Origin of the sequence: Nostoc sp. 106C (genome assembly GCF_002154725.1) — a bacterium.
Taxonomy (GTDB): domain Bacteria; phylum Cyanobacteriota; class Cyanobacteriia; order Cyanobacteriales; family Nostocaceae; genus Aulosira.
In genome coordinates this window covers 1-23,294 of sequence record NZ_MTAW01000211.1, presented here as the reverse complement: position 1 = coordinate 23,294, position 23,294 = coordinate 1, and the positions used below count along the sequence as shown (strand labels likewise).

20 protein-coding genes are annotated in these 23,294 nt (G+C 41.6%); 6 read left to right on the top strand and 14 right to left on the bottom strand.

Annotated elements, in window-relative coordinates:
• Positions 1-237 precede the first annotated feature (237 nt).
• The 7 genes from BV375_RS31575 to glf form a co-directional block, all read right to left on the bottom strand.
• On the bottom strand, positions 238-1,110 hold the full coding sequence (locus BV375_RS31575; protein ID WP_086767893.1) for an isoaspartyl peptidase/L-asparaginase family protein: 873 nt from the start codon (positions 1,108-1,110) through the stop codon (positions 238-240).
• A gap of 14 nt (positions 1,111-1,124) precedes the next feature.
• Positions 1,125-2,813, bottom strand: a complete 1,689-nt coding sequence (gene hflX / locus BV375_RS31570; RefSeq protein ID WP_086767891.1) for a GTPase HflX — start codon at positions 2,811-2,813, stop codon at positions 1,125-1,127.
• Positions 2,814-2,975: 162 nt separating this feature from the next.
• Positions 2,976-4,244 carry a glycosyltransferase gene (locus BV375_RS31565; RefSeq protein ID WP_086767889.1) on the bottom strand — a complete coding sequence of 423 codons (1,269 nt, stop codon included), beginning with the start codon at positions 4,242-4,244 and terminating at the stop codon, positions 2,976-2,978.
• A 66-nt stretch (positions 4,245-4,310) separates the two neighbouring features.
• Positions 4,311-5,081, bottom strand: a complete 771-nt coding sequence (gene crtW / locus BV375_RS31560; protein ID WP_086767887.1) for a beta-carotene ketolase CrtW — start codon at positions 5,079-5,081, stop codon at positions 4,311-4,313.
• Between the two features lie 303 nt (positions 5,082-5,384).
• On the bottom strand, positions 5,385-6,374 hold the full coding sequence (galE, locus tag BV375_RS31555; protein WP_086767885.1) for a UDP-glucose 4-epimerase GalE: 990 nt from the start codon (positions 6,372-6,374) through the stop codon (positions 5,385-5,387).
• A gap of 59 nt (positions 6,375-6,433) precedes the next feature.
• The gene (locus tag BV375_RS31550) at positions 6,434-8,716 is read right to left on the bottom strand and encodes a family 1 glycosylhydrolase (RefSeq protein WP_086767883.1); all 2,283 of its coding nucleotides are present in this window, start codon (positions 8,714-8,716) and stop codon (positions 6,434-6,436) included.
• Between the two features lie 342 nt (positions 8,717-9,058).
• A complete protein-coding gene (gene glf / locus BV375_RS31545; RefSeq protein ID WP_086767881.1) occupies positions 9,059-11,494 on the bottom strand; it encodes a UDP-galactopyranose mutase in 2,436 nt (811 codons plus the stop codon).
• 981 nt (positions 11,495-12,475) lie between these two features.
• Between glf and BV375_RS31540 the strand changes: the two genes are divergently transcribed.
• Both BV375_RS31540 and BV375_RS31535 read left to right on the top strand, forming a co-directional pair.
• Positions 12,476-13,426, top strand: a complete 951-nt coding sequence (locus BV375_RS31540) for a hypothetical protein (protein WP_086767879.1) — start codon at positions 12,476-12,478, stop codon at positions 13,424-13,426.
• Between the two features lie 236 nt (positions 13,427-13,662).
• Positions 13,663-14,688: a glycerophosphodiester phosphodiesterase gene (locus tag BV375_RS31535; protein WP_086767877.1), complete on the top strand. Its 1,026-nt coding sequence runs from the start codon at positions 13,663-13,665 to the stop codon at positions 14,686-14,688.
• A 99-nt stretch (positions 14,689-14,787) separates the two neighbouring features.
• Here BV375_RS31535 and BV375_RS31530 read toward each other — a convergent pair whose 3' ends face one another.
• The 4 genes from BV375_RS31530 to BV375_RS31515 all read right to left on the bottom strand — a co-directional run bounded on the left by BV375_RS31530 (position 14,788) and on the right by BV375_RS31515 (position 17,489).
• A complete protein-coding gene (locus tag BV375_RS31530; RefSeq protein WP_208099217.1) occupies positions 14,788-15,450 on the bottom strand; it encodes a DUF4337 domain-containing protein in 663 nt (220 codons plus the stop codon).
• A gap of 285 nt (positions 15,451-15,735) precedes the next feature.
• Complete coding sequence (locus BV375_RS31525) at positions 15,736-16,698, bottom strand: aldo/keto reductase (protein WP_086767873.1); 963 nt, start codon at positions 16,696-16,698, stop codon at positions 15,736-15,738.
• Between the two features lie 117 nt (positions 16,699-16,815).
• Positions 16,816-17,184 carry a pentapeptide repeat-containing protein gene (locus tag BV375_RS31520; protein WP_086767871.1) on the bottom strand — a complete coding sequence of 123 codons (369 nt, stop codon included), beginning with the start codon at positions 17,182-17,184 and terminating at the stop codon, positions 16,816-16,818.
• A 2-nt stretch (positions 17,185-17,186) separates the two neighbouring features.
• Entirely contained in the window at positions 17,187-17,489 is a 303-nt protein-coding gene (locus BV375_RS31515; RefSeq protein WP_086767869.1) for a hypothetical protein, read from the bottom strand.
• A 692-nt stretch (positions 17,490-18,181) separates the two neighbouring features.
• Between BV375_RS31515 and BV375_RS31510 the strand changes: the two genes are divergently transcribed.
• Together BV375_RS31510 and BV375_RS38935 are read left to right on the top strand one after the other, a co-directional pair.
• Entirely contained in the window at positions 18,182-18,568 is a 387-nt protein-coding gene (locus BV375_RS31510; RefSeq protein ID WP_086767867.1) for a tautomerase family protein, read from the top strand.
• A gap of 68 nt (positions 18,569-18,636) precedes the next feature.
• Complete coding sequence (locus BV375_RS38935) at positions 18,637-18,762, top strand: hypothetical protein (protein WP_279432985.1); 126 nt, start codon at positions 18,637-18,639, stop codon at positions 18,760-18,762.
• On the opposite strand, the gene BV375_RS31505 is transcribed toward BV375_RS38935, so the two are convergent.
• The 3 genes from BV375_RS31505 to BV375_RS31495 form a co-directional block, all read right to left on the bottom strand.
• A complete protein-coding gene (locus tag BV375_RS31505; protein ID WP_086767865.1) occupies positions 18,759-19,289 on the bottom strand; it encodes a hypothetical protein in 531 nt (176 codons plus the stop codon). The genes BV375_RS38935 and BV375_RS31505 overlap by 4 nt on opposite strands.
• 126 nt (positions 19,290-19,415) lie before the next feature.
• Positions 19,416-20,015, bottom strand: coding sequence for a YdcF family protein (locus BV375_RS31500; protein WP_086767863.1), 600 nt, complete (start codon positions 20,013-20,015; stop codon positions 19,416-19,418).
• 30 nt (positions 20,016-20,045) lie between these two features.
• Positions 20,046-21,077, bottom strand: coding sequence for a VOC family protein (locus BV375_RS31495; protein ID WP_086767861.1), 1,032 nt, complete (start codon positions 21,075-21,077; stop codon positions 20,046-20,048).
• Positions 21,078-21,236: 159 nt separating this feature from the next.
• Here BV375_RS31495 and BV375_RS31490 point away from each other — a divergent pair, with 159 nt between their 5' ends.
• Together BV375_RS31490 and BV375_RS31485 are read left to right on the top strand one after the other, a co-directional pair.
• On the top strand, positions 21,237-21,557 hold the full coding sequence (locus tag BV375_RS31490) for a VOC family protein (RefSeq protein ID WP_086767859.1): 321 nt from the start codon (positions 21,237-21,239) through the stop codon (positions 21,555-21,557).
• Positions 21,558-21,652: 95 nt separating this feature from the next.
• Positions 21,653-22,945 (top strand): recombinase family protein, encoded by a 1,293-nt coding sequence (locus BV375_RS31485; protein ID WP_086767857.1) that lies wholly within the window; start codon positions 21,653-21,655, stop codon positions 22,943-22,945.
• Positions 22,946-23,294: the final 349 nt, after the last annotated feature.

Genomic DNA, 23,294 nt, shown 5'->3' with positions numbered 1-23,294 from the left:
TCGTTGATATTTATTCCTTCTTTATCTGTATCACAGTTTTAGTGAATTGGTATAATGCCCATTTTCTTGTACTATAATTATTTTTTGCAAGCTTAGATTTTAGACTATCGGCGATCGCGAATATCATCAGTGCAATCTTCAATAAATCGCTTGAAAATTATTAAAGTCTCTGAGAAACCGCACCCATAAAAGGATGCGGTTGTTAACAGAAAAAGCGGATTTTGAGCGATACGTGAGTTATTTCTGGGTAAATACTGCCACCTTGTCTTGCCCTGTGGTCATATAAGCACAAGCCATGTGTGAAGAGTTATATGCCCAGCCAATGCGTCCTTGGCGGTCTAGGATAATGCATCCAGCTTCACCTTTAACTTTAGATTTCAAAGCTGCAATCGCCATCTGCGCGGCTTCGTCTGGGTGCCTGTCTCCAGTTAAGAAATCGATCGCAGTTTTAGCCAAAACCACCGGGATAATCGACTCACCATCACCTGTTGTTGAGCAAGCGCCAAGCTTATTATCAGCGTACAAGCCAGAGCCAACAACAGCAGTATCACCAACGCGACCTTGTTGTTGCTTTGTAGTGCCGCCAGTAGAAGTGCCGGCAGCTAAGAAACCGCTGGCATCTAAAGCCACACAGCCTACAGTGTTGGGACGATCAATCACTTCCCGATCCTCCTTCCACTGCTGCCACTGCTCATCAGCTATTAAGTCTTCTTTTTTACACAGTTCGGCTCCATTTTCGGCGGCAAAGCGTTCTGCACCCCGTGCTACTAGCAGCCTGGGTTTTTCATCCATAATTTTGCGTGCCACTGAAATAGGATGACGGATGCCCTGAACTGCTGCGATCGCTCCCCAACTTAAAGAGCCTTCCATCATCGCCGCGTCTAACTCCACTTCTCCATCGCTGTTGAGAGTTGCGCCCAGACTGGCGTTAAATGTCGGGTCGGCTTCTAGAACTCGGATAGCTGCTTCAACAGCCTCTGTGGCAGTACCACCACCGATCAGCACTGCCCAACCAGCTTCTGCCGCGGCTGTACAGCCTGCATAGTTGGCTGCAACTTTGTCTTCTGTGATGGTTTTTGCTCCACCGTGAACAATAATGGTTGGTATCATAGAATTTCCTTTAGTTAATAAGAATTTTGTGGAACTGCGCTCGTCTCCATAGGTTCGTCTATTAATTGGAGCGATCGCATTTTTAATGTTTCTAAACCTAAGTGATGAGTTGCTGAGATAAACACAGCTTCAGGATACTTTTGTTGAGCTGCAATCAAAGTTTCTTTATCTACATGGTCAATCTTGTTAAAAGCAATCAAACTCTTTTCAGGAATCTCAGGCATTTCTTGAAGTATTGCCTCTACACTCACAATATGGTTTTCCCAAGCTGGATGGGATAAATCCACCACATGAAGCATCGCATCTGCCTCAATGACTTCCTCCAATGTGGCGCGAAAAGCATCCACTAGTGGTGGTGGGAGTTCGTGGATAAACCCGACAGTATCTGTGAGCAGAATCGACCTGCGTTGTTGTGTTTCTGGTTCTGTAATTACCACCTTGCGCGTTGTGGGATCGAGGGTGGCAAAGAGTTGGTCTGCGGTGTAAACTTCTGCATTAGTTAACACATTTAACAAAGTAGATTTACCAGCATTGGTGTAACCCACTAGTGCCAAAACAGGAATTTCTTGCTCTTGTCGTTGTTGTCTGATGCGGGCACGATGATCTTGTAACTGGTTGACTTGCTGCTGTAGTTGCGCAATTCGCCGCTGAATCACTCGTCGTTCCGTCTCTAATTTCGTTTCACCAGGCCCTCGCGTACCAATCCCCGCACCTAATCGAGACATCTCCTGACCGCGACCGCGCAGCCGAGGTAACATATATTCGAGTTGTGCCAGTTCTACTTGTAATTTCCCCTCTTGAGTACGAGCGCGTTGAGCGAAAATATCTAGAATTACTTCTGTACGGTCTACAACTCGAATGCCAATTTCCTGTTCTAAGTTGCGTGCTTGAGATGCAGAAATATCTCGGTCAAAAACAATCAGATTAGCTGCAACTTTTTGAGCTAAAAGGGTGATTTCTTCGACCTTTCCTTTTCCAACAACAGTTTGCGGATGGGGGCGATCGCGCTTTTGCCGCATCGTATCTAGTACAATTCCTCCAGCACTTTCCACCAAACGCACCAGTTCAGCAAGTCCATCTTCAAACCGTTGCACAGATACGTCTTCTGTCTGTACTCCCACCAACAAAACCCGATCTTGATCGGATACGATTTCTTGATATAGAAATATCCCTGCTCCTGCGTCAGCAATTTCTTCTTCCCATTCTGCAACTAAAACATCAAATTCTTGTTCGGTTAAGTCATCTAAACTTAGAGGAGGTGAAATAACCCAGGGATTTTCGGAATCGGGGAAAAGGTAAGCTAAAAAAGTCTCATTTACTTCGCCATTAACTACAGTTAACACGACAAGAGCATCTAAGCGCTGACGTGTCATTGCAACCAACGCTGCTTCATCAGGTGAATCTGATTTAAATTGAGTAGTAATACAACGAATTCCGCTTAACCGTTCGGCACTGCGACGGGGTAATTCTTCAGGTGGTATTTGAGTTTGATTTGGTGTTCCGACAGCAATTCGGATAACTTGCCCACGCCGATTAATATAACAACAAATTGGGTGATGAATTTGTTGGCTGATTGCAGCTAAGGCTTGAGCAAATTCTGGCGTAATCAATCTATCTCCCGGTTCCCGTTGCTCGTAAAGCTGCTGTAATCGTTTGATTTGGCTGGCTTTTATTCCCTGAATATTGCCATAAATATTTTGCATACTACTAATAGGTGAAAAACTTGTTTTAATCCTGTGTTTTTAAGTAGAAGGCAGAAGGTCAAATTCTCTTCAAAAGAGGGTAAGATTATGTCTGCTTACTTATAATTATCTCTCTTAAATCTTGATTGAATCTATCAAGCGGAATAAGAAAATTTATAATGCCTATACAAATTGATAACTTTGAGATTGAGTAACCTGCTCAATAATATTTGCTGCCTGTTTTACGCCGCCTGCTTGTTGAATTGATTGCTGAATTTTTTGTGCATTCTTTCTATAGGAATCTGTGGTTAATACCTGCTCTATAGCCGATCGCAGTCTAGAAACGTTAAGTTTTGGTAGAGAAAGCACTTCTCCGACTCCAGTAGAACGAATGCGTGCACCTGTTCCTGGTTGTTCAAAGGTGATGGGAATGGCTATTAAAGGTACACCGTAGCTCAGAGAATCTAATGTTGTATTCATCCCTGCATGGGTAATCGTCAGACTGGCTTTTGCCATGATATCTGGCTGGGGTGCATACTCGACTACTAATGGACAACCAGATAAAGACTGCACCATTTCTTTCCTCATTCCACCCCCATGTGCAATTACCAGTTGTACATCTAGTTCTGCACAAGCAGCAGCAATGCAACGAAATACTGCATATTTAGTGTTCTGGACGCTTCCCAAGGAAGCATAAACCATAGGCTGTGTAGTCAACCGATCGTCAGGGAAATCAACTAATCTTGGTGAAGCATTGCGTAACGGGCCTACATAATGGAGGTGCGATCGCAAGTTAGGAATAGGAAATTCAAATGCTGGAGGTTGTTGGGTAATATGGGCGAGTTGCGCGTTGGAGGCGTAGATGTGGCGATAATTTGGTAGCTTCCACTGTTGGCGGTAGCGATTAATTGTTCGCAAAATTGGTTGACAACTGCGATCTAAAAAGTAATAAGCTACCTGATTGCGGATTTTTGCCCACTGGGTATTTTGGTAATTCCAAGGAGTAAAAAAAGGCGGAACATCAGCACGGCGGTGAATTACCTGGCCACAAGAAATGCAGATAAACGGCAGGTTGAGATATTCCGCCACTGTTTCACCCACAGGTTCGAGTTGATCTACCAGCAAAACCTCAATTCCCGTCGCTGCGATCGCTTTTGGTGCATCTTGACAGATGATTTCCACCATTTGCTGGCAAAAATCAAGGGAGTAACGCAGCGCCGCTACAGCACTTAACTTTCCCAGTTGAGCAAAGGTTTCAGCCATTGATCCAGGTTGATAAATCGCTTTGCCAATTGGATAAAAGTTCACTCCTTCAGATTGTACCTTTAATTCCAAATCGGGAATTTGCAGAAAAGTCACCCGATGACCACGCGATCGCAATTCTCGCCCCAACGCAGCTTGGGGATTTAGGTGTCCGGGATAGGGTGGGCAAATAATGCCAAAGTGAGTCATTGCATTTGAAATTTCCGATTCTTCCTAACTCGACATCAAAACAAATAATATCAATTCTAAATTCACTTAATTGCTCAATACTTTCTGCTTATATACAGATGGAAGTTGCCACCAAGGTACATGGGGATACTCATGATGTTCTTCATGGTAACCAAAGTGGTAACAAGTGATAAATGACCACAAAGTTGGCAATGCAATTGTTTGGCTACAATGGGGATAAATGTACCCGTCTTTCGGTTCTCGATGAGGTAAAAAAGTTCCGAAATAAAACAGTTGTATTGAACTTAAAATTGGTGGAATACACCAAAATAGGATGAGATTAATTTCCGAGATATGCAAAATGTATTTAGCTAAATTAAATACGATATTTAGCACTATTAATTGTTGCCAATTTGAGTATTCTTTCATAAAGTGGAAATACCAGGAAATTGCATTTTTGCTTTTACCATCATAAAAATCGGGGTCAATTTTGCTAGCAGGATGACGATGATGTAACCAATGTTTCTTTAAAAGCTTTTGATATGGAAACACAGCGTAAAGCGTTACAGTTAGCGAACCGATAAAATTATTAATCTTCGGATTTTTGCGAAAAACCGATCCATGCATCGCATCATGCGCAGTAATGAATAACCCTGTATAAAGGAACATTTGCCAAACTATGGCAATTGGGATCGCCCAAATTGGGATACTGGCATAGTTAATGCTCAATAACAAAGCCAAACTACCCACCCAAAGACTGATAATTAGTATGGCAATTACCAGCCCGTAAACAGTGTCTTCCTGAGCGCTGAATTGCTCATGTATATAATAGCTAAGTGGTTTATCACAAATATTCAAACCGATACCTCTTTCTGATTCGCATCTTTAATTAGAAAATTAAATAGAGGTTATTTCCCGAGATTATCTTGGCAGCAAAACCACGTAAATTAATATCTAATTTAATGTTCTAATTGTATCGATGTAAATTTTGGTTGGTTTCTATCTTTAGAGGCAAAAGTAAACTAAAATATTTATAACCTGAAGATAAATATAGTAGTAGAAATCAAGTATAGACTGAGTAATGCCCACTCTACAGATAGATAAAAATTCAACTACTATTTTTCTATGTAATGTATGTTACACCACATGAACTAATTCAACTTAAATATGTCGTTTCTGATGCCATTGCCAAGCGTGGCTGATAATTTCTTCTAAGTTTGGGTACTGAGGCCGCCAACCTAATTTTTGTCTGGCTTTCTCGCTACTGCCAACTAAAATAGGAGGGTCACCAGGACGGCGATCGCGTTCTTCGATTTTAATTTCTTTTCCTGTTACTTTCTGAGCATTTTCTATTACTTCTCTAACTGAAAAACCACTACCATTTCCTAAATTAAATACTTCGCTTTCTCCACCTTTAAGGAGATATTGTAAACCTAAAATATGTGCTTGTGCTAAGTCAGTCACATGAATATAATCCCGAATGCAAGTACCATCTGATGTAGGGTAATCAGTGCCGAAAATAAAAATTGATTCACGCTTACCTAAAGCGGCTAGTAGCACTAGTGGTATAAGATGCGTTTCCGGTTCGTGGTCTTCACCTAACAACCCACTGGGGTCAGCACCTGCGGCGTTAAAATAGCGGAAACGTACAGACTTTAAATTGTAGGCTATATCAAAATCAGACAAGATTCGCTCTACCATCCACTTGCTAGTAGCATAAGGACTAATTGGGTCTTGCGGATGGTCTTCAGTCAGAGGAATGAACTGAGGTACACCATAGAGAGCGCAAGTAGAAGAAAAGATAAATTTGTTGACTGACGCTTTTATCATTGCTTTTAAAAGTGTCAGAGTACCAACAACATTATTTTGGTAATATTTGGCTGGATGAGTAACAGATTCACCCACAGCAATGTAGGCGGCAAAATGCATCACAGCAGCTATATTATGAGTGGAAAATATGTTATCAAGAAGAGCGGGATCGCTCATATCGCCAACAAACAATTTTACCTGCAAAACTTCTTCTACAAGTTCTCGATGCCCGTTCGACAGGTTATCTAAAACAATTACTTCATAACCTGCGTTTTTTAGAGCTAATACAGCATGAGAGCCAATATATCCGGCTCCTCCCGTTACTAAAATAGTGTTTGTCATTTGTTATTTGTCATTTGTCATTAGTTTTTCTCCCCCTCACCTCCCTCATCCCCCTTGTCCTACGTTCTTTCTTCCAAGTAGCGAGAAATCGCACTATCAAGGTGTGGCATTAATTCACCTCGATTACTACCGAGAACGCTATAAGCTGGGCGGGGAGCGATGAAACCTAATTCTTGCGAAGGCACAGAAATTAGACCGCTAACACTCACACCTGCTTTTTTAGCCGCTAACCGTGCCAAATCGGCCCAAGCTACAGCACCCTTATTAGCCAAGTGCCACAAACCGTTCTCGCCATCAATCAGCAAATCAAGGCTGGTATGGACAAGATCTGGTACATAGGTAGGGGAAACGATCGCATCTTCTGCGGCTACAAAAGTATTACCAGCAGCTAATTGCCGCAGAGCGATTGTGACAAAGTTGTACTCATCCCAAGGGCCAAAAAATGCACTGGTGCGAATCACCAAGGATGCTGGATAAGCCTGCAATACCAGCTTTTCTGCTAAAACTTTGCTGCACCCATATACATTGAGAGGGGCAACTGTATCAGTTTCCACATAAGGATTAGACACAGCACCATCAAATACTAAATCTGATGAGAAAGTCAGCAATGCTACATTATGTTGAGCGCAAGCAGCAGCTAAAATTGCTGGACCTTCAGCGTTTACCTTTAAACAAATGTGGGGTTCTCGTTCTGCATCGTCTACCCTTACGTATCCCGCAGCGTTCACAACTGCCCAAGGTTGTAACTCAGCAAGCACTGCATCAACGCAAGCGGGATTGGCAATGTCCATGTCTTGGCGTGTCAGCAGGCGATAAGAGATGCCTCGGACTTCACACAACCGAGCAAAAGCCCTACCTAAAGTGCCTGTGGCTCCAATTATTGCTAGAGGACGAGGAGAGGCAGGGGAGCAGGGCAGCAGCGCAGCAGGGGAGATTGTAGAACCTAATTCTCCTCTGCCTCTCTGCCCCTCTGCTCCTCTGCTATTGCCACAGCTAACTGCTGGATAAACCAAACGCTCTTGTCGATGCCACCATCCTGGGGTATCAAGTAGGGGATGATTGGGTTGACGCCCAGCGGCTAAATCTTGCACCATTTTGGCGATCGCTGTCGGTCGGGGGCGTGCTGATTCTCCTGTGGCTGCGCTACAAGAACGCAAATCAAACACGCCTGATTCGTAGTATCCTACAGCGCGAGTTAATAAACTATTCCAATCGTAGCTGCCAAGAAGTGCCCAAGCAGTCACAGCACGAATATCTACACCTTGATTTTGTAATTCTTGCGCTGCATTCCAGACTTCATGGAGCCAGCGTAACTGTTCTTCGCGGGTGCAACTGAGGTGAACTTCAGTGACAGCTAGGGGTAGTTGATAGCGTTCCCATGTCTCTTTGAGCAATGTGCGCGGGCCTGCTAAACCTTCAGCACAGACTCGCACTGCCTCGACATCTGCATAGTTGTCCCGCCCATTACCGCCATGCGTCCAAGCTGGATAATTTTCTAGATGCTCATCTAAAAAACGCTCGCTCGTCAGGTAGTGGTTAATGCCGATGATGTCAGGCGGACAGGTATTTTGCAAAAATACTTCTAATTCAGCCTCGCTGACACCACAATCACGCAAGTAACCCCACATGGGATGAGTTGGAGTGATTCGACCACACAATAAATCTAAACTTAACCAGCGGCGCTCGTTCTCAAATTCTGCTTGATACGCCAGTTTTGGTGTACTGTAAGTCTTACCCAAATCCTCGGTTTGTACGAGTTGGGCATCGGGATTAACTTCGCGGATTGCTTGCATCGAAAGAGCGATCGCCCGACACTCCCCTAACAAAGCACGGGCAAAAGTTAAATCGTCCTGGCCGTGAGGATACCAGTGACCGTACATCCCACTAAATCGTGCTGTTGTTAATGGCTCATTTACAGGTGTGTAATGTGTAATCCAAGGATAGCGTTCTGCCACTGCACGAGCAAACACCGCTAATTTCTCAGGAAATTCTGGATCTACCAAGCTGGTATCACGCGGCCCACTGCCATGATGTACTAATCCCACAATCGGACGAATACCGAGTTCGCGCAAGCGTTCTAGTCGTTCATCTGCCCACGACCAATCAGCATTCTCCAAACCGTTAGGCGCTATCCGTTCCCACAGCACTGGATAGCGGATGGCTTGTATGCCTAGTTCAGCAAATAAATCTAGATCATCCAAACGCGTTGCATGACCATTGCGTTCTAACTGATCAAAATACTCTTCACCCACACGATTAACCGTACACTCGATACCAGCCCACACTTCTAGAGGAAGTTGCGATCTAGTAGTGTTGAGCGTCGAGTTGAAAGCAGAAGCCATAATTTATAACTCAAGCTGATATTTTATTTTTATTGATGTCTTTATGCGTTCCCTTCGAGTTCTATCCTCCGGGAAGCCGCTGGCTTGTCTATCCAGCTTTGAGTAAACCTTGAATGGTTAGGAGTAGTGGCGTGTCTAGGCTAAACTTGTGCATTACATTCATAGTTTAAGAAGCGCTAAAGCGCAAGTACAAACATTTTTATTGCAACATTTTAGCCTAGACAGTCCAGTAGGGTGTGTTATGCCGTAGGCTAACGCACCACACGATCCGAGATTTTTGGTGCGTTAGGACTAATGTCCATAACGCACCCTACTTACAAAGCCGCTCTAATTACGAATTATTTAACTCTTAACCGGAATTTGCTTGTAAACAGCCAGAGCTTGAGCAACACATTGATCCATGTTGTAGTACTTGTAGGTCGCCAGCCTGCCGACAAAATATACTCCTGGTGTTGTATCAGAGAGCGCCTTATACTGCTTGTACATTTCGTTATTTTCCGGACGAGGTACAGGATAGTAAGGATCTCCCTCAGCCTTGGGAAACTCGTACACAATACTAGTTTTAGAGTGTTCCTGCCCAGTTAAGTACTTAAACTCTGTTATCCGGGTATAAAGCTGTTCATTCGGATAGTTGATGACTGGCGCTGATTGAAACACGGGTATGTTGTGTGTTTCATGCTTAAAATCGAGGGAACGATATGGTAGTTTGCCGTAGCGATAATCAAAGAACTCGTCAACTGGGCCTGTGTAGACCATCTCGCGGCAAGGTATGGCTTTTTGAATTTCGCGGTAATCTGTGTTCAGCATTACCTTGATGTTCGGGTGATTGAGCATATTCTCGAACATCCGGGTAAAGCCATGCAGTGGCATTGCTTGGTAACTGTCGGTGAAATAGCGGTCGTCGCGGTTGGTGCGAGTAGGTATCCGAGCAATTACTGATTTATCAAGTTCTGATGGATCGAGTCCCCATTGCTTGCGTGTATAACCCCGGAAAAACTTTTCATACAGTTCTCGACCAACTTTGCTCACCACCACATCCTCACTAGTGCGGATGTATTCGATTGGTTCAGCAAGTGAGTTATAAAATTCCTTCACCTCAAATGAATTGAGATTCATGCCATACAACTTGTTGATGGTGTCGAGGTTGATGGGTATAGGCACAAGTTGCCCGTCTACACTTGCAAGAACGCGATGTTCGTAAGAACGCCACTGAGTAAAGTGCGAGAGGTATTCAAAGACTTCGCGAGAGTTGGTGTGAAAGATATGAGGGCCGTATTTATGTACGAGAATGCCATGATCGTCATAATGATCGTAAGCATTGCCGCCGATGTGATTGCGCTTGTCTACAACCAGCACTTTTTTACCAGACTGAGTTGCCAAACGTTCGGCAATCACACTACCAGAGAAACCAGCGCCAACAATCAAGTAATCAAAGACAAAATCTCTAGTAACAATATTTGGCGCTTCTTTAGCCGCTGCACCTCTGGAGTTAATGTCATCACTATCACGGGTAGCAATGGCAGAGTCAATCAGCTTCATCATTGATGCCCAAGTCCGATCCCAAGAAATCTTCTCTAAAAAAGTATCTACCCGACTCAACCATTCTGATTCTCTTGTGTCTTCTTGCATTGCAAGTTCTGCGGCGGCGACGAACTCAGAAACTGTGTCTGCAATTCGTACCAACTTTGAATCTCCGTAGGGACGCACCACATCTCGAATTGAGGTAGATACTACAGGCCTACCTGCGGCAAGATACTCTGGAGTCTTCGTCGGGCTAATAAAGCGTGTTGCTTCGTTGCGCGCAAACGGCAGCATTGCTAAATCCCACCCTGCTAAATATGCAGGTAGCTGTTTATAGTCTTTGCTACCGAGATAATGTATATTCTCGCGCTGTGGTAAAGTGGCTGGGTCGATTTTGACAACTGGGCCAATAATTACTAAATGCCAATCTGGACGGCTATCGGCAATACCACGCAGCAGTTCTATATCCATCCGCTCGTCAATCACACCAAAAAATCCCAGACGGGGATGAGGAATATGAGCTTGATCTGCTGGTTCTTGAATATTTCTCGCTTGGTTAAAGTGTGGGACATCTACACTGCTAGGAAATGCATAGACGTTTGGGTGCTGATTCACCTTACTTTCGTAAAGGCTTTGTCCCCCTGTAAATACTAAGTCTGCACGGTTAAATAGTTCAGCTTCGTAATTCTTTAAAGTGGGTGATGCTCCGTGGAACGCAGACAATTCATCCATGCAATCGTACACCACGGCTTGAGGTTGCAAGTGGCGGGTAAAACCGATCGCCATTGGTGTGTAATACCAACAAATGTATTTGTTGATCTTCTGCTCGGCAAACAAACCATCAATAAGCAGTTGTAAATCTGCATTGATTGCTTCTTGGCTTAAACCTTCTGGTAGATGCGGCACAACCACAACTACTCCACTCGCATCTTCGTTGATCTCTATCCTTCCCAAAGGTTCTGGGGAGAAAATTGGCTCCTCAATAAAGAACACTCGCTTTCCTTGAGCGCAGCGGCTAAGAAGATGTTGTGGTCTTTGATAAACAAAATTCCAACGCAAATGAGATAAGCAAATTATATCGGGGGTATCTTTAAAAGTTTCTGTGGGTTGAATCTTTTTATTTGATGAACTTGAATGCAGCAGTGGCGTACCTGATGATTGCGTTTCTTCTAGCTGCGATCGCTTTCTTGTACGCTGGTTCGGCGAAATAATGTTACTGACGCCGTTGTTTTTGACTTTAGCTTTTTCACTGGGCATAAAAGCTCGCTCTCATTCCTTAGGTTTATTCATTCTGGCTAGCAAATCTCTAATACCTTTTCTTTATAAGGCAACGCCGAAATCACTTTCAGCCATAGCTTGCAACCTAGTTTGGCGCTTTTTTATATTGAATTGGTATAATCATTAACTTGTAGAATTATTAACAATAATACTGGTAGATTTTTGGATTTCTCATCTGCCAGAATAAGTATAAAATTTAAGTTAAAATAATTCTTAAGTATTATATTTTTATCAATATCTAAATAATAAATATATATTTAAACAGCATAATTTTATATGCAATATATTTGCATATAAAACATTAATAATTATTTAGTTTTCTGCTATGTTAAGTCAGCGTTACTAAAACGACTTTAAAATTTTTTGTCCAACCACCACACTATTTATTGCTGACAACCTTCTTATAAGCTTACTTATAAAGTAAACTATAGTCTGTCCGGTTGCGCACATAATAACTTTGAAAAATTTTACAATAAATGTATCAAATTTGAGAAATTCAGTTGATTTCTTCTAAAATATTCTTGCTCCTACTATAAGCATCAGCCTTATGATATATATATTTGAGCTGTTTTTAGGTAAGCAATTAGTCCTCGTTGAATCTAGTTTTAATTATTTTGTTGCCTGGGATACATTGTCTTGTAATAATGACTTTTATCAACTTCAGTTAGTGAAGTAATTGCTTTTATTTTCTGGCTGATTGCAAGTAAGTATCATAACTTTACCAGATCGCAACTATCAGGTAGCTAGTGAAGTTTACTTACTATGTATCTAATGTTAATTGATTATTGACGAATAATTAATAAAACAATTTTATCATTCAAGGTGACCTTTCTATACAACTTATTTGAAATCGTCAGCACTCTTACCTGAGGACTGCATAAAAAATTCAACACCAACCTAGTTAGCTAGTGAGGCTGAAAAAGCCGAACATATACACTCTGAAAAATTTATTTTACTAATATGCTTCAACGCACCTTAGCTGTAACTGCTTCTAGTGCAGTTTTACTCTCATCTTTACTCAATGCTGCTTTTGCAGTTCCTGTTCACACTGCTAGTAATTTAGGTAATATTGGCGTAATTAAGCAGAATGAAATATTAGCACAGAGAATTCCTCTAGACAAACGCCAAGCGATCGCTAACGCACAAGATAGATATGCCGCTATTTGGGTGAAGTCTGGGAGTTCAGCTTGGCAAGCACGACACGGGATGACCTCAGATCAATATCAAGCAACTTTCGATCAACTAGTTGGCCAAGGGTATCGATTAGTTGATGTCAATGGTTACGGTGTCAACGGACAAGACAGATACGCTGCTATCTGGGTGAAGTCTGGCGGGCCTGCTTGGGTGGCGCGACATGGACTGAATTCATCTCAGTATCAAAGCACTTTCGATCAACTAGTTGGTCAAGGATATCGATTAATTCATGTCAGCGGTTACAGTGTCAACGGACAAGACAGATACGCCGCTATTTGGGAGAAGTCTGATGGGCCTGCTTGGGTAGCGCGACATGGATTGACATCATCTCAGTATCAAGCCACTTTCGACCAACTTGTTGGTCAAGGGTATAAATTGGTTGATGTTAGTGGTTACAGTGTCAACGGACAAGCTAGATACGCCGCCATTTGGGATAAATCTGGTGGTTCAGCTTGGGTGGCGCGACATGGATTGACATCATCTCAGTATCAAGCCACTTTCGACCAACTTGTTGGTCAAGGATATCGATTAGTTCATGTCAGCGGTTACAGTGTAAATGGACAAGACCGATATGCGGCTATTTGGGATAAATCTGGTGGTTCAGCTTGGGTAGCACGACATGGATTGACTTCATCTCAGTATCAAAGCACCTTTGACCAACTTGTAGGTCAAGGTTATCGATTGGTTGATGTTAGTGGTTACAGTATCCAGCCTTAAGAATAAGAATTAAAGACTTTTGAAGTCTAGTGTTTGTCTGAAATAAGACTGCATAAACTGATAATCACTTTTGTGAAAATACAACCACAGATAAACACCGATGGTTTATCTGTGGTTGTAATATTTGGGGATCAATAATTAGAAGTTTGAAGATAGCCGTTTATAGGATTTTACCTTTTAGCGGTTTTTGATTTAGTATGCCGATTGTATGTCAATGTTTTTGGGCAGGTAAGGTCATGACTACAACTTTGCAAGGTACACCTCCAATTATTATCGGACACAGAGGTGCTAGCGGCTATCGTCCCGAACATACATTGGCTGCTTATGAATTAGCAATTGAGCTAGGGGCTGACTATATTGAACCAGATTTAGTTACCAGCAAAGATGGTGTATTAATTGCTCGTCACGAAAATGAAATTTCGGAAACTACTGATGTTGCTAGCCATGCAGAATTTGCTCAACGCCAAACTACCAAAATCATTGATGGAGAAACCAAAACAGGCTGGTTTACTGAAGACTTTACCCTTGCAGAACTGAAAACACTACGAGCAAAAGAGCGAATTCCCCAAGTGCGATCGCAAAATACCAACTATGATGGATTATTTGAAATTCCGACATTACAAGAAATTATCAATTTAGCCAAGGCTAAAAGTATTGCAATTGGTCGTACCATTGGCATTTATCCAGAAACAAAGCACCCGACCTATTTCCAGTCTATTGGATTATCGCTGGAGGAAACCCTACTGACAACTTTACAGGCGAACGGTTATCAAGGAGCCAATGCACCTGTGTTCATCCAGTCTTTTGAAGTCAGCAATCTCAAATATTTAGCGACAAAAACTGATTTACCTTTGGTGCAATTACTCAATAACACTGGTAAGCCTTATGATTTTATTGTGAATGGTGATAGTCGCACCTATGCAGACTTGGCTACAGCATCAGGTTTGAAAGAGATTGCTCAATATGCAAAGGCGATCGGGATTCATAAAAATCTGCTTGTACCTAGAGATAGTAATGGTAAATTGCGTAGACGCGGAGCGGCTTATCGCCAGATATCGCCTACATCATTAGTCACCGATGCTCATACAGCTTCCTTGCTAGTTCACGCTTGGACTTTCCGCAATGAAGATATGTTTTTACCTCTCGATTTTCAAGGTAATCCTCAAGGGGAATATGAACTATTTTTTAGCTTAGGCGTTGATGGTGTTTTTAGTGATTTTCCAGATACTGCTAAGTTGGAACAGGTTAGCGATCGCAAATAAAATATAAGTCTGAGTTCGGATACTAGACAATATTAAGCTTGAGGGTTGAGATGGGAGTGCTTCTATCACCCCCATAATGTTTTATTTGGCAAAAGCTCTTCAAAGCTCTGGAATTAACTTAATGCTCACAATCCTTTGTTCTATTGCCTGTTGGGGTAAATTTAACGATAAAAGTTTAGTTAATGCAGTTGGATGCAACCGCCAACCCAATAATCCAGATAGACCCATAATTAAACCTAATGTAGTAGGTATTATGGCGATGAAGAATAACCAGCGCTTCTGGGATAAGGAGGTAATAGCAAACAGAGAGACAGCAAGGGATAACGTCGCATCAGCTAAATCAAATTGGTCGTCATGAAAATTAAGTTCATCATAGTTTTTTTGGTCAGTTTCTACAGCTTGCTGTAACGTCTGCTTTTTCTGCTCTTCTTTATCAGCAAAAGCTTGATATGTACTAATCTGTTTAGAGTAGCCAGTCTGCACCTGTGGCGATTGGGAAGCAGCTTGTAGTTGGAGTTGAATTACAGTCGCTTTGGCAATTTCTTCACGCATATTCCGCGCCTGATACCAACTCCAATGATCAATCCTATCCGCCTGCGCTTGCTGCATTGCCTGAACAATATTATCATCTTTGACTTTGCAGATACCCATAAAGGTCGCTATTAATGCAACTGCAATGGCAACAGCATTATTCAGGTTACTTTTGCGTTTTGTGCTTGAATCTGCTTTGTTGGAAGTATCATCTTCCTCAAGCATATCCATTGGGTTAATGTCCATATTGCTAGTAGAGGTATTATGAGAAAAGCTCAAAAACGATACAAAGTAGACTAAAACCTAGCGATACAAGGTTTATTTACTGCTCCTTGTAGCATAAAATCACCTCTTTTAGCAGAATCTTTGTTAAAGTTTAGACTCTTTAATCATATTTAGAACTTTTTGAAGCGTACAACTAAACTCTAAGGTAATTGTTGCAATTGTTTGAAAGCAAACCTACTATCAATAGTCTTAAATTTACTGATCTTCTAGTAATCGTAAATTAACTAATTACTAATTCCAAGACCGATAAAATGTACTATCTTGCCAAATTCCGTTAGTACGCTGCTCTATTGTCGCTAGTTGCTGATTAGTTAGAGGTTGATAGGAAACAGCTGCTTGAACATTCTCTTCTAACTGTTGCACGCTATCAGCAGCAATTATGCAACAATGAACCCCAGACTGAGATAAGGTGTATCCTAAAGCTTGCTGTATATTTGCTAAACCACCTGTTTGAAATAACTTTCCATAAGCAGGAACTTTCATCGCAATTACACCTAAGTTTTCTTGCTTTGCTAATGGTAAAATTGCCGGAATAAATGAGTCTGAATGATGATTTTCTACAGCATTTATTGGGATAAGTGTTGTGTGAAATTGAAAGCGACGTATTCCTTCGGCTATTACTTGTGTATCGTGGTGTCCGGTAATGCCTGCAAACCGTACAATTTTTTGCTGCATTGCTTCTTCTAAGGCTTTGATTGCACCCGAAGCACTAAATATGGTGTCGATTTCTTGGAGAAAAGAAACATGATGCAGTTGCCATAAATCTAGATGATCGGTATTGAGACGTTTTAGTGAACTTTCGAGTTCTTGCCATGCGCCGTCTCGATCGCGTTTAGCTGTTTTACTTGCTAAGAAAATCTTGGCACGATGGGCTGGGAGTACTTTTCCTAAATGAAGTTCACTTGCTCCATAACTGCTCGCAGTATCAAAGTAACGAATACCAAGTGCGATCGCTCTTTCAATAATAGCCACAGCTTCACGTTCTTTATCCGGTTTGTCTATGGGCGTGTTTGTACCTGCACCTCCCAACCCAAGAATCGGAACTTTTATTCCTGTGCGTCCTAGAACTCGTTCTGGCATTGTTGCTGATGGTATCCCAGAAGTATTATTTATCAACGCATCAGCAGTGACAATGCTGCTAGCTACAGCAGCACTACTAAGCAAGAAGTTCCGCCGTGTTTTTCTTTCTCTCATTACTTAATTATTACCCCAAATAGGATAAATGCTAAAAATGATGTTTACAAAAAATTGGCAATTCTTTACTACAAATACATTCATAAGCCAATATTTAAACGTGAATAAACTACTTTGTTAAAACTTCCGCATATTTCTACTAACAGGATCAAAACCTATAGAAAATCGCGTGCTCTCATCGTAGTAAGCTCCACTTAAATCGGCTCCATACAACTTGGCATAATTAAGTTTGGCTCCCCGCAGATTCGCTTCATTTAGCTTCACACCACTTAAATTTGCTCTGGTTAAGTTTGCTTTCGCAAGATTAGCTCTACTCAAGTCTGCTCCCCATAGTTTAGCTTTAGCTAAGTTAGCTTCACTCAAGTCTGCTCCCCATAAATTGATTCCAGGTAAGTCGGCTCCAATCAACTTGGCTTGATTTAAGTTTGCTGCTGGAAAATATCTCTCTCCTCCAGCATAACGCCGTCTTAATTCTTCTGCGTCCATGCTTATTTCACCTTTGTTAGTAAACAAGAAGTAATCTCTTCCCATTCTTGATTGAGTCCTCCGGAGAACTCTGGGTGTTTGCTGCGTCGATACCAGTAACGAGCATTGCTCAAATCGCCTTCTTTGCGGTGCAAATAGGCATGAACCCAAGTGCTGTCAGCATCGCTGGCATTTTGGACTATTTCATGAGCTTTGTTCCAATCACCTTTTTTGTCATAAAACAAAGCTTGTAGTGCTTTTGGTAATGTTTCAGGACATAAGTGCTGTTTTTCGCTCAACTGCTGAAATTCTGCTAAAGTCACCATCGCTACTCAAACAGTATTAACTCTCTATCTTTAAGATACTGCCTGGTTTGGCGCTAAGTAATATGTCTAATGGCAAATTGCTGCACGTCTGAGCATTTTCTAAGAATCTATTTCAAGATTAGACAAATATTACAATCAAAGTTTACGATTCTTCAAAAAGTGCATATTAATATTTTCATCTTCACGATACTTGACTATTGCTGAGTTTGTAACTATTGTGATTACAAATAGCAAATCCTAAGTTTATATCATATGTCTCGTTGAAGTAAGCCGATATCAGGCAGTGACATCAAAATATATGACTGGGAGCGTGAATACAAACTCTGCTTTGAGCCGATGGTGAAGATAAATATTGTGGCAGATAAGTAGAAGCTAATCTTAATCAAGCATCGCCAGAAAATGCTAATTGGTAGACGATGGTACTTAACCCAAACTCTGGAATCTTGGTCTGGTAATTGAGAAGCATCTAAATTTTGGCTTTATACAATCATCAGTCCATCTCTATTATGTTGTTGATGGTTTTAGTAAAGAAGTTCACATTTATGTTTTTGTAAAAGTGGAAACATAAATTTCAGTAGCTCTAACAGCAATTTTCATGCTCACTTAGCTGCATATTTTTATGCTCATGACCACTGACTAAAGAAATATTTGTTGTCAAAAAAGTTAACCGCGATCGCAAAAAGGATTAATGTATGGTTCAAGTTAAAATTTACGGAATGCGAGATTATCTCAACCCCATCAAGCAGCAGCTTTCGGATGTAATTCATAGTTGTGTGATGGAAGCATTACAGTATCCTGCCAATAAGCGGGCACATCGCTTTTTTCCGTTGGACAAGTCAGACTTTTACTACCCATCCGGACGCACTGACCGTTATACCATTATCGAATTCAGTATGATTGAAGGGCGGAGTGTAGCAGCGAAAAAACAATTGATCCGTCTGTTGTTTGAGCGATCGCTTTCAGTAGGTATTACTTCGCAAGATTTAGAGATTACAATTTTCGAGAACCCTAAGCACAATTGGGGTTTTCGTGGGCTACCAGGGGATGAACATGAACTTAACTATAAAGTTGAGGTTTAGTAAAATTGCGATCGCCTCTGGTTATCGGTTGAGTTGATGCGAAGAATACAGGCTGTTGAATCTGGAAGATGCCAAAACTACCTAGGTTGTTCTTCCAGATACTTTGTGTAACGATCGCCAAACCTCGTGAAAATTTGGGCTTTATTTGTAGTCAATCAAGACACTACATCAGGCTACATGGCGATCGCTTCTAAATTCTGCCTTCTGCTTTCGGCTTTTTCAAAGGCACAATTTCAAACTCGAAAGCAGCAATCAGGCGGTCATCAATATAGACCTGTATCTTATGCTTACCATCTGGGTCACCAGGAGCGATCGTCCAAAAATTTTTAATCAAGCCATCAGCAGTTGTCTGTGTGCGCTTCGTCACTGCTTCTTTGCCGTCTGTAGAGATTGTGAGGTCTTGTCCGCTATCTACACCCCAGGTTTCTGGACGTTTTGGCAATCGTAGAACTTCTCTCCACGTTACTGCACCTTTGTAGTTCTTTAGTTGAATTTGCCAGCCGTATTTGTTTCCCTCTTGAAGTGGCACTCTAAAGGTGGGGATAAAAGTTGTTTTACCTTGGGAGTCAACTCGTTGCACCCCAAATTCAGCTTTACTGACAATAATTGGTTGAGCATCGCTTTGTGGAGAAGCTGCTATAGCTTTGATTGGTTCAGCAGCTATAGCTCCAGTTATTAACCAAGAAGAAGTTAGTACAACAGTAACAGCCCAAATTCTCATCAACATAATTTTTTGGTCGGATCTTTTGGTAATTATTTCAAGCCTTCCGACCTATCTTCCGGTTGAGGTTGCTAACAATTGGACAGAATTATTTTTATAGAAAAATTTAAAAATTAGAGTTAATAGTTAAATTTTAAACACGAGGTAGACAAAGTAAAAAAATGTCTCTCGTATAAGAAACTCCATCTGATTGTGGAAACTACTATAGCGAGTTGTAGGTGTGGGCGATGGATATGCATCCATTCCTAAAGTTCTTGCCATCAGTACAGATCGTTTCATGTGCAATGGATCGCTAACAATAAGAAACTTATTTAATCGGTAAATAGATGCCAGCGAACGGGCATTTTTGAGATTTTGGTAAGTTGTTCGCGATTCAGTTTCAGTAATAATATCGTTTAATTTTACTTGTCTTGCCAAAGCATAGCGTTTACCAATTATAGCTTCGGCAGGTTCATTACTTTCACCAACTCCACCAGTAAAAATTATCTTAGTAACATTTTGATTTTTATACAAATTAATAGCGTGATTAATCCGTTCTCTAAATACGGGAGATGGTTCGTCTCCCCAAACTGCCGCCCCTAAAACAATGGCTGCTTCTGCTTTAGGATGATTAATTTTGTTACCGTACAAATAAATACTGATGGCTGTAGATGTGATTGTTAGCAATAAAGCAGAAATCAAAACTAGTAAAATTAGTGTGAGCCATCGTTTTTTAGATTTTTTCATTGGTCATGATCTGCGTTACTCATCCCCCTTCTATAAACCTTCTAGCAAGTTCCAGAAATAGCCATCGGGTGCAACAAAGGAGAAACTCATCTCGCCAAATTCATTGCTGACTATGTTAGTTACATTTTGCGCTGAACTTTCCCTAATGCGATCGCAGTATGTCTGAATTTCCTGCACCCGGTAGGTGTATAACGACATTCCTAAGCTACCTGGTTGTGCTGCTTCAAACCGCGACTCTAAATCAATTGCATCTGGGAACCGAACAATGTAAAGTCTACCGCTACGCGCAGCCATGAAATTAGATACAGAAGAACGTGGATCGTCAAAGGCTGTAACAATAAACTTTTCTCCTGGGTTGAGGTCAAATAGATCTCGACCTGCTAATGAAGATTCATAGCTAGTCTCGACATCATCACGCACACGCAGCAAACCTAAAATATCTTCGTAAAACTTCAGAATTTCCTTGCTGTCATCCTGAACAATCAACCCCATGTGGGTAAACTGGCTAGTCTTGAATGTAGCATTTTGGTTAATATGCCCATAATGAGGCAGTGTATAGCCAAAACGTTGGAATAAAACTTGTCTAGCTAAGGGTTGCAATAACAACATTTCTCGCACCCCAACCGCCGGATCGATAAAGGGTCGGCTTTTTCTTTCTTTGTTGTAGATAATTTCCCAGTAAGGGTTTGTGTACTTAATATCCCAACCTGCGGCTTTTGCTTCTTCTGCATGATTTAAAATAGTTAAAGCATCAGCGGTTAAGGCAGTTGCCCAACGATTTCCCTTGACTTTCATCAATGCGGTTCCTAATCCCTGGTTTGTAGGATTTTGCCAAACCATCAACCGAATTAATCCATGATCGGCATCTTGATGATAAAGGCGAATTGAGCGTAAAGACGAATTTACTCCATATAATTGATTGGCGACATCTGCGGATAATTCCCCCACCTGACCAATGCGATAACCAAATTGCTCCCAATATTGAATTGCAGAAATTGCTTCTGGGACGCCAATACAAACTTCATAGATACCTACAATTTTAGTTTGTTGCTCTTGAACCATAATTATTTTGAAAATTAGATTTTGTACAAATACAAGTTTTTCAATTGTTATCCCAATTTTCTGTGAAGCTGCACATTATTTTTACTCTTCCCAACCTCCCACCCCCGGCAAGGCAGGTCCGTTTCATTCGTAACGGTATGTATTTTGTGAACTGAAAGTATTGATATTCTGTTATTTTTACACTTTTATGGCAAAGTATTAGGAATAGCCAAAATTGATCGCTCCCTAAAATACCCTGGTGCGTGGTATCAAGTCGGCAACTATCAGATTCACCTAATAGTCGCACCCTCATCTCCCACAGACGAGCAAAACGAAAAATGGGGACGCAATCCTCATGTTGCTTTCTGTGTTGCTAACTTGGACATCGCCAAACAGGAATTGCTCGATCGCAATTATCCTATTCAAGCCAGCGCCTCTGGTCGCCCGGCTCTCTTCACCCAAGATCCGGATGGGAATATTATCGAACTGAGTCAGCAGTGACGGAGGGGTGCGGGGATAAGGGAGTGTGGGGAGACAAGGGAGCAGGGGAAGAAATGCTCAATGTCTAGTGACCAATGATAAATGACTAATGACCAATGAAAATCATTGCTTACAGTTACACTGATCCTTTAATAGACTCTTCTTTTGAGCCTGGTGATTGGGGATGGGATGTGGATCGGGTTTATCTTGATTTAGGACAGCGATCGCAATTACAACAATTGTTTGCTGAATGCAAAACTGAACCAGCAAGTTATCTATTAATCCGGCGCTTAGAAGAGTTGGGTGATACCGTCAAAGAAGTGAGCGATCGCCTCAACGAACTCGAAGCAATGGGTATAGTGGTGATTGCCACCGAACAGCCTTACACTTCAGAAAAAGGGAATCTCCGCGCCGAATTGCTGAAATTGCTACAGGAAATCCAACGCCAGCAGCGTAGTCGTCGCATCCGTCAAGGACATGCGCGCAACCGTTTGGAAACTTCACCACCGCCAGGTAAGCCACCCTATGGCTACCGCAGAAGTAAAGATAAATATATTATTGACCGGAGTACTTCTCCTGTAGTCAAAGATTTTTTTGAACAATTTTTACTCTATGGTTCCTTGCGGGGCGCAGTTCGTTATTTAGCTAAAAAATATGGTAAGAAAATCTCCGTGACAACGGGGCGGCGCTGGCTAACTAATCCAGTGTATCGGGGAAATACTGCTTATCAAGATGGCGAAATTATTTCTAATACCCACAGTCCGATAATTTCTCAAGAAGAAGCCGCCCAAGTAGACCGATTGTTACGCCGTAACAGTCGTTTACCGTCTCGCACTGCTAGTGCACCGCGATCGCTGGCGGGGTTAGTTGTTTGTGCAGAATGTCAATCCCATATGACTGTGACCCGTGTAACCCAGCATCGTCAAGACAAAGAGTATCTTTATTTACGTCCGATTAGCTGTCCTCAAAGTCCCAAGTGTCGCGCCATCGCTTATGAGAAAGTTTTGGACAAGACAATTACCAAGGTTTGTCAGGACTTACCCCTAGCTGTGGCTGGAATGAATTTTCCCCAATTAGATGCAATTAAGAATAGTTTAGGAGAAGCGATCGCTCGCCAGCAAGAAATACTTACTCAGTTACCTGCTTTAGTCGAAACTGGGGTTTTAGATGCAGAAACAGCAAAGTTACGCACATACAAACTCCGCACAGAAATTTCTGCACTTCAAGCAAAGTTGGCTACTCTTCCACCAGTAAATTTGCGTTCTGTTGCTCAAGCTGTTTCAATTCCGCAATTTTGGTTAGATTTGTCAGAATCAGAGCGACGATTTTATTTTAGAGAATTTATTCGGCAAATTGAGATTGTTCGTCAAGCTACAGACTGGAACTTGCAAATCATTTTCATCTTTTAATGGTGACCAGTAATTAATTTTAAATTACATATTATATTTTTACTGTCTACATACGGTTATATCTTTGTGCTTTGGTATTGTGAGAATTAAGCACTAAGGCACGAAGATACTAAGAAAAAATAGTTATTATCTATCCTAGTGTATTTAGTTTGTGATCGCTACTTAGTAACTATTACGTGAGCAGGTTCCTAGAGTAACTGAAAATTTTATCTAGCGAATTTAATTGCTAGATATACAACAGACTTCTTGCAAAAATCCGAATAAGAATAAAAAAACCACAGATGAACACAGATAAACACAGATAAATATCGGTGTTCATCTGCGTTTATCTGTGGTTCGATATTCAAAA

What these genes read in the sequence shown, in the direction of transcription:
- BV375_RS31485 (WP_086767857.1), top strand. Translation starts at nt 21,653, where the DNA reads ATGAAAATCATTGCTTACAGTTACACTGATCCTTTAATAGACTCTTCT.
- BV375_RS31550 (WP_086767883.1), bottom strand. Translation starts at nt 8,716, where the DNA reads ATGGCTTCTGCTTTCAACTCGACGCTCAACACTACTAGATCGCAACTT.
- BV375_RS38935 (WP_279432985.1), top strand. Translation starts at nt 18,637, where the DNA reads ATGCCAAAACTACCTAGGTTGTTCTTCCAGATACTTTGTGTAACGATC.
- BV375_RS31520 (WP_086767871.1), bottom strand. Translation starts at nt 17,184, where the DNA reads ATGGACGCAGAAGAATTAAGACGGCGTTATGCTGGAGGAGAGAGATAT.
- BV375_RS31530 (WP_208099217.1), bottom strand. Translation starts at nt 15,450, where the DNA reads ATGGATATGCTTGAGGAAGATGATACTTCCAACAAAGCAGATTCAAGC.
- BV375_RS31500 (WP_086767863.1), bottom strand. Translation starts at nt 20,015, where the DNA reads ATGAAAAAATCTAAAAAACGATGGCTCACACTAATTTTACTAGTTTTG.
- BV375_RS31505 (WP_086767865.1), bottom strand. Translation starts at nt 19,289, where the DNA reads ATGAGAATTTGGGCTGTTACTGTTGTACTAACTTCTTCTTGGTTAATA.
- BV375_RS31535 (WP_086767877.1), top strand. Translation starts at nt 13,663, where the DNA reads ATGACTACAACTTTGCAAGGTACACCTCCAATTATTATCGGACACAGA.
- BV375_RS31540 (WP_086767879.1), top strand. Translation starts at nt 12,476, where the DNA reads ATGCTTCAACGCACCTTAGCTGTAACTGCTTCTAGTGCAGTTTTACTC.
- galE (WP_086767885.1), bottom strand. Translation starts at nt 6,374, where the DNA reads ATGACAAACACTATTTTAGTAACGGGAGGAGCCGGATATATTGGCTCT.
- BV375_RS31565 (WP_086767889.1), bottom strand. Translation starts at nt 4,244, where the DNA reads ATGACTCACTTTGGCATTATTTGCCCACCCTATCCCGGACACCTAAAT.
- BV375_RS31495 (WP_086767861.1), bottom strand. Translation starts at nt 21,077, where the DNA reads ATGGTTCAAGAGCAACAAACTAAAATTGTAGGTATCTATGAAGTTTGT.
- BV375_RS31575 (WP_086767893.1), bottom strand. Translation starts at nt 1,110, where the DNA reads ATGATACCAACCATTATTGTTCACGGTGGAGCAAAAACCATCACAGAA.
- BV375_RS31515 (WP_086767869.1), bottom strand. Translation starts at nt 17,489, where the DNA reads ATGGTGACTTTAGCAGAATTTCAGCAGTTGAGCGAAAAACAGCACTTA.
- glf (WP_086767881.1), bottom strand. Translation starts at nt 11,494, where the DNA reads ATGCCCAGTGAAAAAGCTAAAGTCAAAAACAACGGCGTCAGTAACATT.
- BV375_RS31510 (WP_086767867.1), top strand. Translation starts at nt 18,182, where the DNA reads ATGGTTCAAGTTAAAATTTACGGAATGCGAGATTATCTCAACCCCATC.
- hflX (WP_086767891.1), bottom strand. Translation starts at nt 2,813, where the DNA reads ATGCAAAATATTTATGGCAATATTCAGGGAATAAAAGCCAGCCAAATC.
- BV375_RS31525 (WP_086767873.1), bottom strand. Translation starts at nt 16,698, where the DNA reads ATGAGAGAAAGAAAAACACGGCGGAACTTCTTGCTTAGTAGTGCTGCT.